This is a genomic window from Pseudoalteromonas sp. BZA4 (assembly GCF_040104395.1).
GTDB lineage: Bacteria > Pseudomonadota > Gammaproteobacteria > Enterobacterales > Alteromonadaceae > Pseudoalteromonas.
In genome coordinates, this window is record NZ_JBECOT010000047.1 from 17,966 (window position 1) to 31,307 (window position 13,342).

Consider the following 13,342-nt stretch of genomic DNA (forward strand, 5'->3'; position numbering starts at 1 on the left):
ACTAAATCTCCAGGACTTATGCTTTAACAGCTGGTTTAACGATAACGTCACCGCCGATAGCGCCAGGTACTGCACCTTTAACTAAAAGCAAGTTACGCTCAGCGTCAACGCGAACTAGTTCTAAGTTTTGAGTCGTTACACGCTCAGCACCCATGTGACCGGCCATTTTCTTACCTTTAAACACCTTACCAGGTGATTGGTTTTGACCGATTGAACCAGGAGCACGGTGAGATAGAGAGTTACCGTGAGTAGCGTCTTGCATGCTGAAGTTCCAGCGCTTAACACCACCTTGGAAACCTTTACCTTTAGAAGTACCGGTTACGTCAACTTTGTTGATTTCGTTGAATAATTCAACAGTAAGCTCAGCGCCTACTTCAAAATCGCCTTCACCACCATTTAGGCGGAATTCCCACAGACCGCGACCCGCTTCAACACCAGCTTTAGCGAAGTGACCCGCTGCTGCTTTGTTTACACGGCTTGCTTTTTTAGTGCCTGCGGTTACTTGAAGCGCGTTATAACCGTCAGTTGCTTCAGATTTGATCTGAGCAATGCGGTTAGGTGTCGCTTCGATAACTGTCACAGGGATAGATACACCATCTTCAGTGAAGATACGTGTCATACCCACTTTACGACCGACTAGACCTAATGCCATTTTCCTAAAACCTCTCTAATCTTCCGATTAACCCAGGCTGATTTGAACATCAACACCAGCAGCAAGATCTAAACGCATTAGAGCGTCAACAGTCTTGTCAGTTGGTTCTACGATGTCGATCAGACGTTTATGGGTGCGGATTTCGTACTGATCACGCGCGTCTTTGTTAACGTGCGGTGAAGTTAGTACAGTAAAACGTTCAAAGCGTGTAGGTAGTGGGATTGGACCACGTACTTGTGCGCCAGTGCGTTTCGCAGTTTCCACGATTTCCGCCGTTGATTGGTCAATCAAACGGTGGTCAAAAGCTTTTAGGCGAATACGAATGCGTTGATTTGACATTCTTAAACCTCAATATAAAGAGCATTTAAAAAGAGCATAAAAAAACGACCGAAACAATCTTAATAACTAAGATGTCGGCTGCTTTCTTATATCTACGATGAATTCCAAATCGGAATTCCTGTTTATTAGCTTGAAATCCAAGCTTAATCTTTCCTTCCAAGTTCCCGAGGGAATTTTGAAAGCCTGCGTATTATAGATAGATTGGTGATAAATGCAACAACTATTTTGAAAATCTCAAAGGTCTAAATTAAATTTTGTTTAATTTTCGAACTTTATCAATAACATTAGCGCCTTTAAATTATACTTGTGCGAGTAAAGAGGCTAGAAAATCGCTTTTAAATGGTCAGTCCAGTTAATAATTGTTATTCTATGTCGCTTATTTTTGACCAGACTCGGTCTATTTAATATCTACTAATAACTTTGGTGAGTTGATGCGTATCATTAATCGTTGTTTAAATTTCATTTCTGCCGGTATGAACCGCTTGTTTGTAAAAAGTAAGGTGCTGCCAGAAAATCCGATTGAACAATACAACCTAAACCCAGCCAACCCTACTTTTTATATTGTTAGGCTAAATGCACGCTCTGATTTAGCGGCACTGGCAAGGGTATGTAAAAAATACGGCTTACCTAACCCGACCGAAGAGCAGTTATTAGGTAATGCAGAACTTGATCGCTTTATCGGTATTCAAAACCCACCACCGCTATTTGGTAATAAAAGCAAACCAAGCAATGCCCTGCAGCAAGGCAAACAAATTATTGACCACCTGATGCAATCAGGTGAGAAAAACGTCCAAGTGATCCCGGTGACGATTTTATGGGGTCGTAATCCGGGTAAAGAAAAGCCAGGTTTAGGTACTTTGGTGTCTCATTCATTAACACCCAGCTGGTTTCGTAAGTTCTTTGTGTTGCTATTTTCTGGGCGCGATAACTTTATTCGCTTTAGTCAGCCACTCGATTTATCTTTATTGGTCAATGAAAAAGCTGAGGTTGATGAACTACCACATAAGCTTTTACGTGTAGCCCGCGTACACTTTCGTCGCCAAAAATTGGCAGCGACAGGCCCGAAAATGCCATCACGTGAGCAGTTATTTAATTCGCTACTTGCCTCACCAACAATAAAAAAAGCAATTCAAATAGAAGCGAAAGAAAAAAACATCAGCCAAGAACAAGCTCGCCAAAATGCGCTGAAGCTACTTGATGAGATTGCCGCCAATTACAGCGATGCCACCATTCGTGTTGCAGACCGTATTTTAACTTGGCTGTGGAATAAGCTTTATAACGGGATTGATATTAAATTTTCTGAGCAGGTGCATGAGCTTACAGATAAAGGCCACGAGATTATCTATATGCCATGTCACCGATCGCATATGGATTACTTATTGCTGACCTATTCTATTTACCATTTAGGCTTAGTTCCGCCACATATCGCTGCAGGTATCAACTTAAACTTCTTCCCGGCAGGGGGGATTTTCCGTCGCAGTGGTGCTTTCTTTATTCGCCGCTCATTCGCGGGCAATAAATTGTATTCGTCAGTATTTAAAGAGTACCTGAGCCAGTTATTTATCAAAGGCTATTCAGTAAAGTTTTACACTGAAGGTGGTCGTAGCCGTACTGGTCGCTTGTTACCGCCAAAAACAGGTATGCTCGCCATGACATTACAAGCCATGTTACGTGGCATAGACCGCCCTATTTCAATTGTGCCTGTATACATTGGTTATGAGCACGTAATGGAAATTAATACTTACTTAAAAGAGCTTGCCGGTAACGATAAAAAAGGTGAGTCGGTATTAGGTATCTTTAAAGCAATTAAAAACCTTAAAAACTATGGTCGTGGTTATTTAAACTTTGGCGACCCTATATCAATAAACCAATATCTCAATGATCAACAACCTGATTGGCGAGAGTCGATCCACCCAACCGACGTGCAAAAGCCACAATGGCTTGGACCACAAGTCGCTAACCTCGCTGATAAGGTAATGGTTAATATTAATAGCGCCGCTGCACTCAATGCAGTGAATCTACTTGCGATGATATTACTGGTAAATGATAAACACGCGTTAAGTAAACCTAAGCTGATTGCTCAGCTTGAGTTTTATTTACATTTACAGCGAAGCGCAAGCTACAGCGAAAAGGTGACCACACCAGACGAAAGCGCCGAGCAGCTGCTAGAGCATGCACTTAAACTTAATAAGTTTGATGTGATCAGTGATGAGTTTGGCGAAATTATCGCGATTAACGATAAAGAAAAAACACTATTCAACTACTACCGTAATAACGTGTTGCACTTATTTGCAGTACCGAGCTTATTGGCGCTGCATTTATTCAAAGCACATCAAACTACCATGGCTGATTGCCAAGCCTTGATCGCACGTTTTTACCCACTGTTTGCCAAAGAGTGGTTCTTGCATGAGTTAGATGAAAACTACATTACTCGCGTACTCGCAAGCTTCGTTGATCAAGACCTGATTGAAATTGATGGCGATAATATCAAGATCACAAACAGCAACGACTGTTTAGCGAAACTCGAAATGCTCGGTCGCGCCTTAAGTTTAACACTACAACGCTACGCTATCGTGGTTGGTTTTATTCAAACTAGCAGTGGTATTGAGCGTGAAGAACTTGAACACGAAAGCCAAGTGTTAGCAGAGCGCTTAGGTACCTTGCACGGCATTAAAACCCCTGAGTTCTTCGACAAAAAAGTACTTATTGGTTTTATTTCAAGCTTGCGAGAGCAAAAGCTAATTACCGAAACAGAGCAAGGCTTAACGGGTAGCAATGAACTGTGTGAAGTGTATTTATATCTTAAAGCATTGCTGCCAGCACGGGTCTGGCAGTCAATTGACGATATAGTGCAAAGCCAAGCTCAGCACACAAAAGATTAACGCTGACGCATGACCCCTTCTTGGATCGTTGAGGCAACTAAATTGCCTTGACGGTCAAAGAACTGACCTCGCACCAAACCACGACCAGAGCTCGCACTTGGGCTATCAATCGAATATAAAATCCAATCGTCTAGTCTAAACGGGCGGTGAAACCACATTGCATGGTCAATTGTTGCAACCTGCATATTCGGCTGCATAAACGATACGCCGTGTGGCTGTAATGCAGTTGGTAAAAATTCAAAGTCAGATGCGTACGCAAGTAAGTAATTATGAATACGCTGATCGTCAGGCATCTCACCATTAGCTTTAAACCAAATATGCTTAACTGGCTCCATCACTTGTGGTTTGAATGGGTTATGAAAGGTCACAGGACGCATTTCAATTGGTACTTCTCGGATGAATTTATTTCGAATTGGTTCAGGAATAAGCTCTGCATTTGCTTGGTAAAATTCAAGCGATGACTTTAATTCTTCAGGCTGTGGTACATCAGGCATCTGCGCTTGATGTGATAAGCCCTCTTCTTCACCTTGGAAAGAAGCTGTCATGTAAAAAATCGGCTTACCATATTGAATTGCTTTTACACGGCGAGTACTAAAACTTTTACCATCACGGATATTTTCTACATCATAGACAATCGGCTTTGCAGCATCACCTGGGCGCAAAAAGTAAGAGTGTAAAGAGTGAACAATACGCCCTTGTGGTAATGTTTCTTTTGCGGCAGATAGAGCTTGGCCCATTACTTGACCACCGAATACAGCTCTAAATCCTAAATCTTGGCTTTGCCCGCGATACAAGCCTTGCTCAATCTCTTCTAACGACATTAATGACAGTAGGTCATCTAATACTTGGCTCATTTATTTATCCTCAATCCCGACAAGCGTTTAATGATACTATAGACTAATTGGAAGTAAATCTTTGTAAGAGCACCTCATTATGGCTTATTGGCTTTTTAAAACCGAACCCGATGCATTTTCAATTGATGATCTAAAAAACGCCCCTGAGCAAACCTCTATGTGGGATGGCGTGCGTAATTATCAAGCCCGCAACTTTCTTCGCGATGGTATCAAGCATGGTGACTTGGTAATGATTTATCATTCAAGTTGTAAGCAAGTGGGTGTTGCAGGTATCGCTACGGTGACTCGCGAAGCTTATGCCGACCCAACACAGTTTGATTTAAATAGCGATTACTACGATGCGAAAGCAACTGCTGATAACCCGCGCTGGTTTGTAGTCGATGTGCAATATCAAGCACACCTTAAAAAGCTAGTTAGCCTGCAGGCGATTAAAGCCAATGAGTCAATTACCGAAATCGCTCTTAAAAAAGGCGGCCGATTGTCAGTAATGCCTGTCACCGAACATGACTGGCAACAGATCATCGCAATGAGCGAGCGATAAGCATATAAAGTAGCGGCCATTTTTAATTAGCTGCTATTTTTGCTATAATTTTGCCCCTTTATTTTAGAGGTAACGTGGGGGATGTATGAAATTATTGTATTGGTTAGAGGAATGGACCAACCTGCCACGCGATGAGCAACAAAGCCTTGTTCCTATGACTGGTGGTGATTTGCTCGGTGATGTTTATGTGAAATACCATATCATTGATGCCAATAAGCCCCTGCTAATTACCTTCTCTCCTGCTGGAACAAATTATCAAGAACATGATATCACTGATGATTTTTCGCCTTGGGCTTATAAGCTCGCGAAAAAGCAAGATGTGAATATCATCGCCTTTCAACATTTAGGCATTAGCAACTGGTTTAGGCACCGTAACCTGTTGTTTTTTATTGAACAGCTAGCACCACTGATTGGCGGGTTCAAAGAGCGGTTAGGTTATGGATTGAGTCGAGGAGGCTTTGCCGTTGGCGCCTTTGCCAATCTATTAAAGCTAGACAAGGTTTTACTCTTTCACCCAGTTAGCACAAAAAATAAAGAAAAAGCGCCATGGGATGATCGTTCAAGTACCGACATCGCGCAAAAATTTAATTGGAACGGTGACTACCACGATTTAGATTTAGGCCATGCAAAGGGTTATATTATTTACGACCCAACGAATCGCATCGACCGAGCTCATGCTAAACGTTACCCACAACTAACCCACTTACGCGTGTTTGGTATGGGCCATAGTGTTCATGCAACATATTTAAATAAGTTTGGCTTTTATAAAGATGTTGCTGTTGATTTTATTAGCCACCAGCAAGTTGATATAGCCCAATTCCGCCAGCAAACCAAAACGCTGCGCTTTAAAGAAGACTATTATCGTCGTCTAAATAAGGCAAACAAGAGTTCGCCACATCGTTTAGCCTTACTGAGCACCGCGCATACAATTTTAGCTGAAGAAAAAGCTGAGCATATGCAAGAGCAAAAAGATGCGATTGATGTGCAACCGCTAATTGATGTTGCAATCAAGCATCAAGATGAGCACCCAAACGATGCAATTAAGGTCTTAGAAGTAGCGCAGCAACTCTCACCCGATGATCCTGTGATAGATCATAAACTAAAACAGCTGAAGTGACACAGCAGCTGTCAATTTGAGGAGAGTTAACCCTTAGGTTTTACTTTACGGTGTTTTTTGACCCGCCCGTGTTTAGGGACGATTGTTAAATACATTACTAAAGCTAACCACGAAAAGAAGATGATGCTGATTAACCAAGCATTCTTTTCGTGGCCTTGAGTGCGTTTACTATTGAGCACAATGACCACAGGTAAAATGTAGGCACTGAGTACAATAATTAAAAACACAACTTCGTTCATAAATTATACCAACGTTGACCAATCAACTTCGTCGCTCAAAACACGCTCCGCAGCGATATAATGCAAAATATCTCCTTCACTTACCACGTAATCAAGTGGCGGGTTTAAGTCCATATTTTTTGCACTCAAGTTATGTGCGACACCCAATAATATAGCATCATGACTATATTTAAAGTGATGAAACAGCTTGCCAAATTCCATTGCTTGCACGCCTTTTGGAATAGGTAAACTAAATTGAGTATCCCCATGTAGTGTCGATAACAGCTCTTCTTGCACACGGCTTGAACCTGGGTCTTGCATTGAACGCACTAAGATCTCGGCTGACTTAGCACTGCTACATTCTACATTGTGGCAATGCTCATGTAACATTTCGATTTTAGTTTCATCAGTAAAGTGCGCACTGATGTGGCACTGTTCATTGACCAACTTGCTAATGCGCAGGGCTGTTGTAAACGTTTGGTCATCGTCTTGGCCATCAATGATAATTTTATCGGCGCGATCAATGGCAATTCTTTTCAACTCATCTAAGTCAGTAAAGCTACTTAGACGAGCAAAATCAACCATAGGATTTGCTAAAAACGGATGCTCCATTTGCTCAGTAACCGCCAATAAAATACGACGATCTAAGCGTTTATGATCGGCCAAGATATAGTCAACCATCTTTTTAGTACGTGTATCGTGCCAACCAAAGATAATAATGTGATTGTTTATATGTGCGAAGCTTTTATCACCCGTCATAGCGCGCCTAATTAAATAAGTTACTGTTTGCCCTGTCTTTCCTAACAGAACGCCAAATAATGCTAAACCAAAAGGTATTTGCAATAATGCGACAATCCAACGGCCAAGCTCGGTGCTTACGCTAAAATCGCCATAGCCAACTGTAGATGTAGTTACTACATAATAATAAAAATAAGTACTAAGTGGTGTGAGCGCTTGCTCTCCTGCAAGCATAAGCAGCCACCAAATAAGTAGCATATGCAAAAGCGTAGTAAATACCACAGCCTGCCAACTTACTTGATCAATGTGACTGCGAATAAGTACCACTAAACGATTAAATATATGATGCATGATCCTTGCGATTTATAGTGGAGGAAATTATCGATACGGTACTGTAATGCTTGCATTTTGGCAACTGATGGAAAATTACTAATGCATGTCGATGAAAAATGATAGTAGACTATACTATCTCTGTATTAGGTGTTTAGGGTGAAATATGTCAGGTGTTCTTGCTTCCGTCGATAAGCGTACGCAACTGGTCGGTGAAAACCGCTTAGAGCTTTTACTATTTTACCTACACAGTCGCCACTTATTCGCTCTCAATGTGTTTAAAGTTAAAGAAGTGGTGAAGTTACCGCAAATTAGCAAAATTCCTCATGCCCACCCTAAAGTTTCTGGGGTTGTAAATATTCGTGGCGAATCAATTCCAGTGATTGATTTGCGCAGAGCGATAAACATGCCTGATGCTAAACACATCGAAGATACAAACCTCGTTATCACCGAGTACAATCGTACCGTGCAAGGCTTTTTAATTGGTAAAGTTGATCAAATCATCAATATGACGTGGTCAGATATCATGCCGCCGCCAACGGCAATTGGTAAAAATCATTACCTAACAGCCTTAACTAAAGTAAAACGCGATGGCCAAGAGCAGCTGGTTGAAATTATCGATGTAGAAAAAGTGCTCGCCGAAATCGTTGAGTACGAAGTCCAAATATCTGAAGACATTCTAGATAAAAGCATCGTGAACGAGTTTGCAGGCCGCAAAATTCTTCACGCCGATGATTCGCCAACTGCTCGTAAGCAAGTAAGCGATACCTTGTCGCAACTTGGCATCGAAATCATACCTGCTCGTAACGGACTTGAAGCACTCGAAATGCTAAAAGGCTGGGCTGAACAAGGCAAAGATGTTGAGAAAGAGCTACTCATGGTGATCACCGATGCTGAAATGCCAGCAATGGATGGCTACCGTTTAACACACGAAATTCGTAACGACAGCCGCATGAAGAACCTACATATTGTGCTTAATACATCTTTGAGTGGTAGCTTTAACCAAGCTTTAGTTGAGAAGGTTGGTTGTAATGCCTTCTTATCAAAATTCCAGCCAATACTGTTAGTAGAAGAAGTTCAAGCCCGCTTAAAAGCCGTGCTAGAGCAAGATTCACAGTAAGCGCATTTAGCATCAGTTTTTAAAGGCATAAGCTAAAGCAACGACGTCGCAATTTGCCAATCATCGTTATTCATGATTTATTGGCATTATCGATTCGACGACAACAATAAAAACTATGCTAAATCGCGTTGCTAAACCATTCACTAAACTAGTAGAGCGTTATCTACCCGACCCGTTTGTATTTGTTATATTACTCACCTTGCTGAGCTTTATAGTTGCGAGCCTCTTTACGCCGTCAACGCCCACGCAAGTGCTCGCGGCTTGGGGTGGTGGATTTTGGAACCTATTACAATTTGCCATGCAAATGCTGCTAGTACTGCTAACGGGCTACATGCTAGCGAGTACCCCGGTGATGCGCAGTATACTCAACAAACTCGCGGCTCTTGCCAACAGCCCTGCTAAAGCGATCATACTCGTTACGCTCGTGTCTTTATTAGCTAGCTGGCTAAATTGGGGCTTTGGTTTAGTGATTGGCGCTTTGTTCGCCAAAGCAATTGCGAAACAAACCCGCGTTGATTACCGTTTGTTAGTAGCCAGTGCCTATTCAGGATTTATTGTATGGCATGGCGGCTTAGCCGGTTCAGTGCCGCTGACAATCGCAACCAATGGCCACTTTTCAGAGCAAAGTATTGGGGTAATAGGCACCGAAAACACGATCTTTTCGGCATTTAATATCGCTATTGTTGTGGGCTTATTTATTATCATGCCGCTGGTAAATCGCTACATGTTGCCGAGCGAAAAAGACAGCGTTTATGTTGACCCTGCAAAACTCGATGATGAATCACAACAAATAGCAACACCTACCCGCCCTGCCGAAGTGATAGAGCATAGTCGTTTGCTTGGTATGGGTATAGGTGCCTTTGGTCTTGCCTATTTATTCTATTATTTTGTGCTAAACGAAGGCGGCTTAAACTTAAATAGCGTGATCGCTATTTTCTTATTTAGCGCAATTTTACTGCATCAAACGCCGCATAATTTACTTAGCAGCTTACAGCAAGCAATCCCTAGTGGCGCTGGTATTGTGATTCAATTTCCCTTTTATGCAGGGATCATGGCGATTATGGTAAAAACAGGACTTGCTCAACAAATCTCTGAAGGATTTATTGCCATTGCAACAGCCGAGACACTGCCATTTTGGAGCTTTTTAAGTGCAGGGTTTGTGAATATATTTGTGCCGTCAGGCGGCGGCCAATGGGCAGTGCAAGCGCCGATTGTCATTCCTGCAGCACAAACACTTGGCGCGGATATGCCACGGGTTGCTATGGCTGTAGCATGGGGCGATGCTTGGACTAACCTTATTCAGCCGTTCTGGGCACTCCCCGTACTTGCTATTGCCGGCTTAAAAGCAAAAGACATCATGGGCTTTTGCCTTGTGCAGCTGATTATCACCGGCGTGTTTATATCATTAATGCTGAGTTTCTACCCTTAAAAAAGCTTTATAAACATCACCTATTAGAGAGGGGCAAAAGCTCATAGCGAGAGTCCCTCTTCAAAACGGTTTGTTTATCAAAGGTAACCAAAACTCAAATTCGGTCTGCAATCACCGCCAAAACAGGGCTTCATTCTACGAAAACAACAGTCTATCACTTACAATTAGAATCACTGCTCTCCCTTTTTTTATTTCTTTTTAATACAAAACAAACGATCTTAGAAACAACGAAGTACACTAAAATGAACGCAGATATATCGATAAAATAATCTACCAAGCTACTATTTTTCGAAATAGAAAAATCAAAAGTAAAAAAAGCAACTCTGGTTATGATGTAAGTGATAAAGAAAATTAATAAAAATTTTTTCATAAACAGAACTTTCAATAGCTAATAGTAGAGCAAACTCATCTAGTCATTTCAGCATAAAAATAAGCGCGTAATAAAAGCTACTCACTTAAGCATGTGATAGTTACTAACCAGTTTACTATTCTTTAAATGATATTTAGATAAGGAGAACATTACTCCTTATCTAAAAAATAACTCAATCATCAGTTTCTGTTGGTACAGGCAAGTGTGGCATGCCAAACCCAGGCCTATCTTTCCTTTCAAAGTCTCCTTCATTAACTGTTGTATTCGATAGCACTCCACCAATAACCAGTTCAATTTCAATTGTGGTTAATTCACGCATAATATACTCTCCATGTATTCGCATTTTTTGCCGGATTGTTAATAGGTTAGGCCGGTTTCCGACAAAATTTAACATGCCTAGCCTTTGCTTTAGTAGCTTGTAAAATACAAGTTACTAAAATCACATTCGATTACGCAGTTTCATTTTGAGCTACTGTACTTGTTAAAGCTCCACCTTGTAACTCAAACACTTTATCCGCCATATTGATAGTCTCTTGCCTGTGAGCAATCATTATTCGCGTCATCTCTAGGTACTTAATTTGCTCACTGATTTTTGCTTCGTTCTCTTGATCTAAATGACTAGTTGCTTCATCCAAAAATAAGACGCTGGGAGATTGGTACAGCGCTCTGGCAAGTAATAACCGTTGAAGTTGTCCGCCGGATAAATTAGAACCCATATCGCCCACTAATGAGTTATAACCCATAGTCATTTTAGTAATATCACTATGAATTGCTGCATGACGAGCGCACTGTTCTATTTTTAAGTAATTAGGTTGTGGGTCAAAGAAGCTAATATTATCGGCGATTGAGCCTGCTAATAGCGTGTCATCTTGCATTACTGCGGCTAATTGTTTGCGGTAATTTTTAAGGCCTAGTTGGGTAATATCCATGCCATCAAGTAACACTTTTCCTGATGTTGGTTGTAATAAACCCAACATGATTTTTATTAACGTCGTTTTACCCGCGCCAGACGGGCCAGTAATAGCAATAGACTCGCCTGAATTTAGCGTTAAATTTATATCTTTTAAAATAGGTGCTTGATCATCGCTATAACTAAAACTGATATTTTCAAGGCTAAGCTTACCTTTCACTTTATTGTCGCTACTCCCTCTGTAGGTCAAGTCACCATCGCGATTCGCTTCTTGCTTAGTAAGCGCAATATCAGCGATACGGTCAAGGTGTAAGCGCATCATTTTAAATTGAATAATTTGCTCGATGAAATTTGCAAAGCGACTTGTTAGCTGATTTTTATAGGCTATAAATGCCAACACCATACCGACAGATAAGCTATTACTCATAACCAAAAGTGCAGCAAGGTAAATAACCACTACATTCTCAAGACCAAACAGTAGTTTATTAAAAGACTCAAAACTAATATTTAATCGCCCTAAACGTATTTCACTATTTATTACCTCAGCATAACGGTTTTGCCAAATACCTTGGCGCTGCGCTTCATTACCAAACAATTTAATTGTTTGCATACCACGAATGTTTTCTAAAAAGTTTGATTGCTCTTTAGCGGAGTTTTGAATCATTTCTTCTGTGGCTTGATGCAGTGGTCGATACAGCACTAAGCGTACAAGCGTATAAAGGGTAATTGCGCCTACAACAACAGCTGTCAACTTAAGTGAATAAATCAACATCATAATCAATACGGTGATAGCCATAACGCCATCAACAAATGTTTCTACAAACCCTGTGGTAATACGCTCACGTATTTGTGCTAGTGAGCCAAAACGCGAAACAATATCGCCAATGTGGCGGGATTCAAAGTAGTTCATAGGAAGGCGCAGTAAATGACGTAATAGATTAACCCCCATTTGCATGTTTAGCAGACTCGAAAGCCTTAAAATCAACCAGCTCCGCACTGCATTAGTAATAACTGAAATGATCGCAATGAATGCAAAGCCTAGCGCAAGCACTGTGAGCAAAGACTCATCAAAGCTCACCAACACTTCATCCACGACCCACTGCATATAATAGGGTGTCATCAGTGCAAATAGCTGTAAAACTAACGACAGCGCAACTAATTTAATTAAGCCAGTTTTTAGACCAGTAACAGCACTCCAAAGCTGACTAAACCTCATTCGTGCCTGTTCTTGTTTAGCTTCAAACTTACTGGTTGGCGTGAGCTCTAAACAAATACCGGTAAAGTGCTTACTAAATTCCTCGCTATTTAGATTCCGCTTCCCAAGGGCTGGATCATTAATCGCTAATTTAGCTGATTTTCCCTTCCCAGAAACTTTAGTCAAAACTACAAAGTGATTCATATCCCAATGCAATATACAAGGAGTCTGAAGTTTATGTACCTCTTCAAGCGAGCACTGTAACGCACGACTCGCTAATCCTAAGCTATCCCCCAGCTCAATTAGCTGCTGTAAATTCATCCCCTTTAGGTTCGCCGAAAAGCGCTTTCGCATAGCAGACATATCAAGTTGATGGCCGTGATAACATGCCACCATAGCCATAGAAGCGAGACCGCATTCAGCTATTTCGGATTGGTGTATCTGAGGAACTGAATTAAATAAATTAAAATGAAGGCTCTTGTTCAAAACATATACTCAATTAGGAATTGAGGATAGATATCAGGGTGAGAGCATACTTTGTTAACAAGTATTAACCAAAGATAAGCTCAGCCCTGAATTCATCGTCAAAACTAGCCCTAACACACTTACTGCGTATCGAGTCTTTACGGCCTTTGTGCTGTTTTACC

The 13,342-nt window shown here is 41.3% G+C and carries 12 protein-coding genes; 5 read left to right on the forward strand and 7 right to left on the reverse strand.

The features are described 5' to 3' along the window. Positions 1-16: 16 nt before the first annotated feature. Both rplC and rpsJ read right to left on the reverse strand, forming a co-directional pair. Positions 17-652: a 50S ribosomal protein L3 gene (gene rplC / locus ABMY41_RS16390; RefSeq protein ID WP_036974218.1), complete on the reverse strand. Its 636-nt coding sequence runs from the start codon at positions 650-652 to the stop codon at positions 17-19. A gap of 27 nt (positions 653-679) precedes the next feature. Next, a complete protein-coding gene (gene rpsJ, locus ABMY41_RS16395; RefSeq protein WP_002957900.1) occupies positions 680-991 on the reverse strand; it encodes a 30S ribosomal protein S10 in 312 nt (103 codons plus the stop codon). 431 nt (positions 992-1,422) lie between these two features. On the opposite strand from rpsJ, the gene plsB reads away from it, so the two are divergent. Continuing rightward, positions 1,423-3,873 (forward strand): glycerol-3-phosphate 1-O-acyltransferase PlsB, encoded by a 2,451-nt coding sequence (plsB, locus tag ABMY41_RS16400; RefSeq protein ID WP_058583715.1) that lies wholly within the window; start codon positions 1,423-1,425, stop codon positions 3,871-3,873. Here the strand turns inward: plsB and tesB are convergent. Beyond that, positions 3,870-4,727: an acyl-CoA thioesterase II gene (gene tesB / locus ABMY41_RS16405; RefSeq protein WP_054552365.1), complete on the reverse strand. Its 858-nt coding sequence runs from the start codon at positions 4,725-4,727 to the stop codon at positions 3,870-3,872. The genes plsB and tesB overlap by 4 nt on opposite strands. Positions 4,728-4,806: 79 nt before the next feature. Here tesB and ABMY41_RS16410 point away from each other — a divergent pair, with 79 nt between their 5' ends. Both ABMY41_RS16410 and ABMY41_RS16415 read left to right on the forward strand, forming a co-directional pair. Then, complete coding sequence (locus ABMY41_RS16410; RefSeq protein ID WP_175083393.1) at positions 4,807-5,268, forward strand: EVE domain-containing protein; 462 nt, start codon at positions 4,807-4,809, stop codon at positions 5,266-5,268. Between the two features lie 85 nt (positions 5,269-5,353). Then, complete coding sequence (locus ABMY41_RS16415) at positions 5,354-6,385, forward strand: cytosolic protein (RefSeq protein WP_289098497.1); 1,032 nt, start codon at positions 5,354-5,356, stop codon at positions 6,383-6,385. Between the two features lie 26 nt (positions 6,386-6,411). On the opposite strand, the gene ABMY41_RS16420 is transcribed toward ABMY41_RS16415, so the two are convergent. Together ABMY41_RS16420 and ABMY41_RS16425 are read right to left on the reverse strand one after the other, a co-directional pair. Further along, complete coding sequence (locus tag ABMY41_RS16420; RefSeq protein ID WP_289098495.1) at positions 6,412-6,624, reverse strand: hypothetical protein; 213 nt, start codon at positions 6,622-6,624, stop codon at positions 6,412-6,414. Between the two features lie 3 nt (positions 6,625-6,627). After that, on the reverse strand, positions 6,628-7,692 hold the full coding sequence (locus ABMY41_RS16425) for an ion channel (protein ID WP_349275454.1): 1,065 nt from the start codon (positions 7,690-7,692) through the stop codon (positions 6,628-6,630). A gap of 145 nt (positions 7,693-7,837) precedes the next feature. Between ABMY41_RS16425 and ABMY41_RS16430 the strand changes: the two genes are divergently transcribed. Both ABMY41_RS16430 and ABMY41_RS16435 read left to right on the forward strand, forming a co-directional pair. Then, entirely contained in the window at positions 7,838-8,791 is a 954-nt protein-coding gene (locus ABMY41_RS16430) for a chemotaxis protein CheV (RefSeq protein WP_287243633.1), read from the forward strand. A 115-nt stretch (positions 8,792-8,906) separates the two neighbouring features. Then, entirely contained in the window at positions 8,907-10,220 is a 1,314-nt protein-coding gene (locus ABMY41_RS16435; protein WP_287243632.1) for a TIGR00366 family protein, read from the forward strand. 542 nt (positions 10,221-10,762) lie between these two features. Here ABMY41_RS16435 and ABMY41_RS16440 read toward each other — a convergent pair. Together ABMY41_RS16440 and ABMY41_RS16445 are read right to left on the reverse strand one after the other, a co-directional pair. Continuing rightward, positions 10,763-10,933 carry a hypothetical protein gene (locus ABMY41_RS16440; RefSeq protein WP_161936918.1) on the reverse strand — a complete coding sequence of 57 codons (171 nt, stop codon included), beginning with the start codon at positions 10,931-10,933 and terminating at the stop codon, positions 10,763-10,765. Between the two features lie 106 nt (positions 10,934-11,039). Next, positions 11,040-13,181 (reverse strand): peptidase domain-containing ABC transporter, encoded by a 2,142-nt coding sequence (locus ABMY41_RS16445; protein ID WP_289098490.1) that lies wholly within the window; start codon positions 13,179-13,181, stop codon positions 11,040-11,042. Between the last annotated feature and the right edge of the window lie 161 nt (positions 13,182-13,342).

Excerpts from the sequence above, each read along its gene's own strand:
- ABMY41_RS16425 (WP_349275454.1), bottom strand. The coding sequence starts at position 7,692 with ATGCATCATATATTTAATCGTTTAGTGGTACTTATTCGCAGTCACATT.
- ABMY41_RS16410 (WP_175083393.1), top strand. The coding sequence starts at position 4,807 with ATGGCTTATTGGCTTTTTAAAACCGAACCCGATGCATTTTCAATTGAT.
- rpsJ (WP_002957900.1), bottom strand. The coding sequence starts at position 991 with ATGTCAAATCAACGCATTCGTATTCGCCTAAAAGCTTTTGACCACCGT.
- plsB (WP_058583715.1), top strand. The coding sequence starts at position 1,423 with ATGCGTATCATTAATCGTTGTTTAAATTTCATTTCTGCCGGTATGAAC.
- rplC (WP_036974218.1), bottom strand. The coding sequence starts at position 652 with ATGGCATTAGGTCTAGTCGGTCGTAAAGTGGGTATGACACGTATCTTC.
- tesB (WP_054552365.1), bottom strand. The coding sequence starts at position 4,727 with ATGAGCCAAGTATTAGATGACCTACTGTCATTAATGTCGTTAGAAGAG.
- ABMY41_RS16440 (WP_161936918.1), bottom strand. The coding sequence starts at position 10,933 with ATGCGAATACATGGAGAGTATATTATGCGTGAATTAACCACAATTGAA.
- ABMY41_RS16430 (WP_287243633.1), top strand. The coding sequence starts at position 7,838 with ATGTCAGGTGTTCTTGCTTCCGTCGATAAGCGTACGCAACTGGTCGGT.
- ABMY41_RS16420 (WP_289098495.1), bottom strand. The coding sequence starts at position 6,624 with ATGAACGAAGTTGTGTTTTTAATTATTGTACTCAGTGCCTACATTTTA.
- ABMY41_RS16415 (WP_289098497.1), top strand. The coding sequence starts at position 5,354 with ATGAAATTATTGTATTGGTTAGAGGAATGGACCAACCTGCCACGCGAT.
- ABMY41_RS16435 (WP_287243632.1), top strand. The coding sequence starts at position 8,907 with ATGCTAAATCGCGTTGCTAAACCATTCACTAAACTAGTAGAGCGTTAT.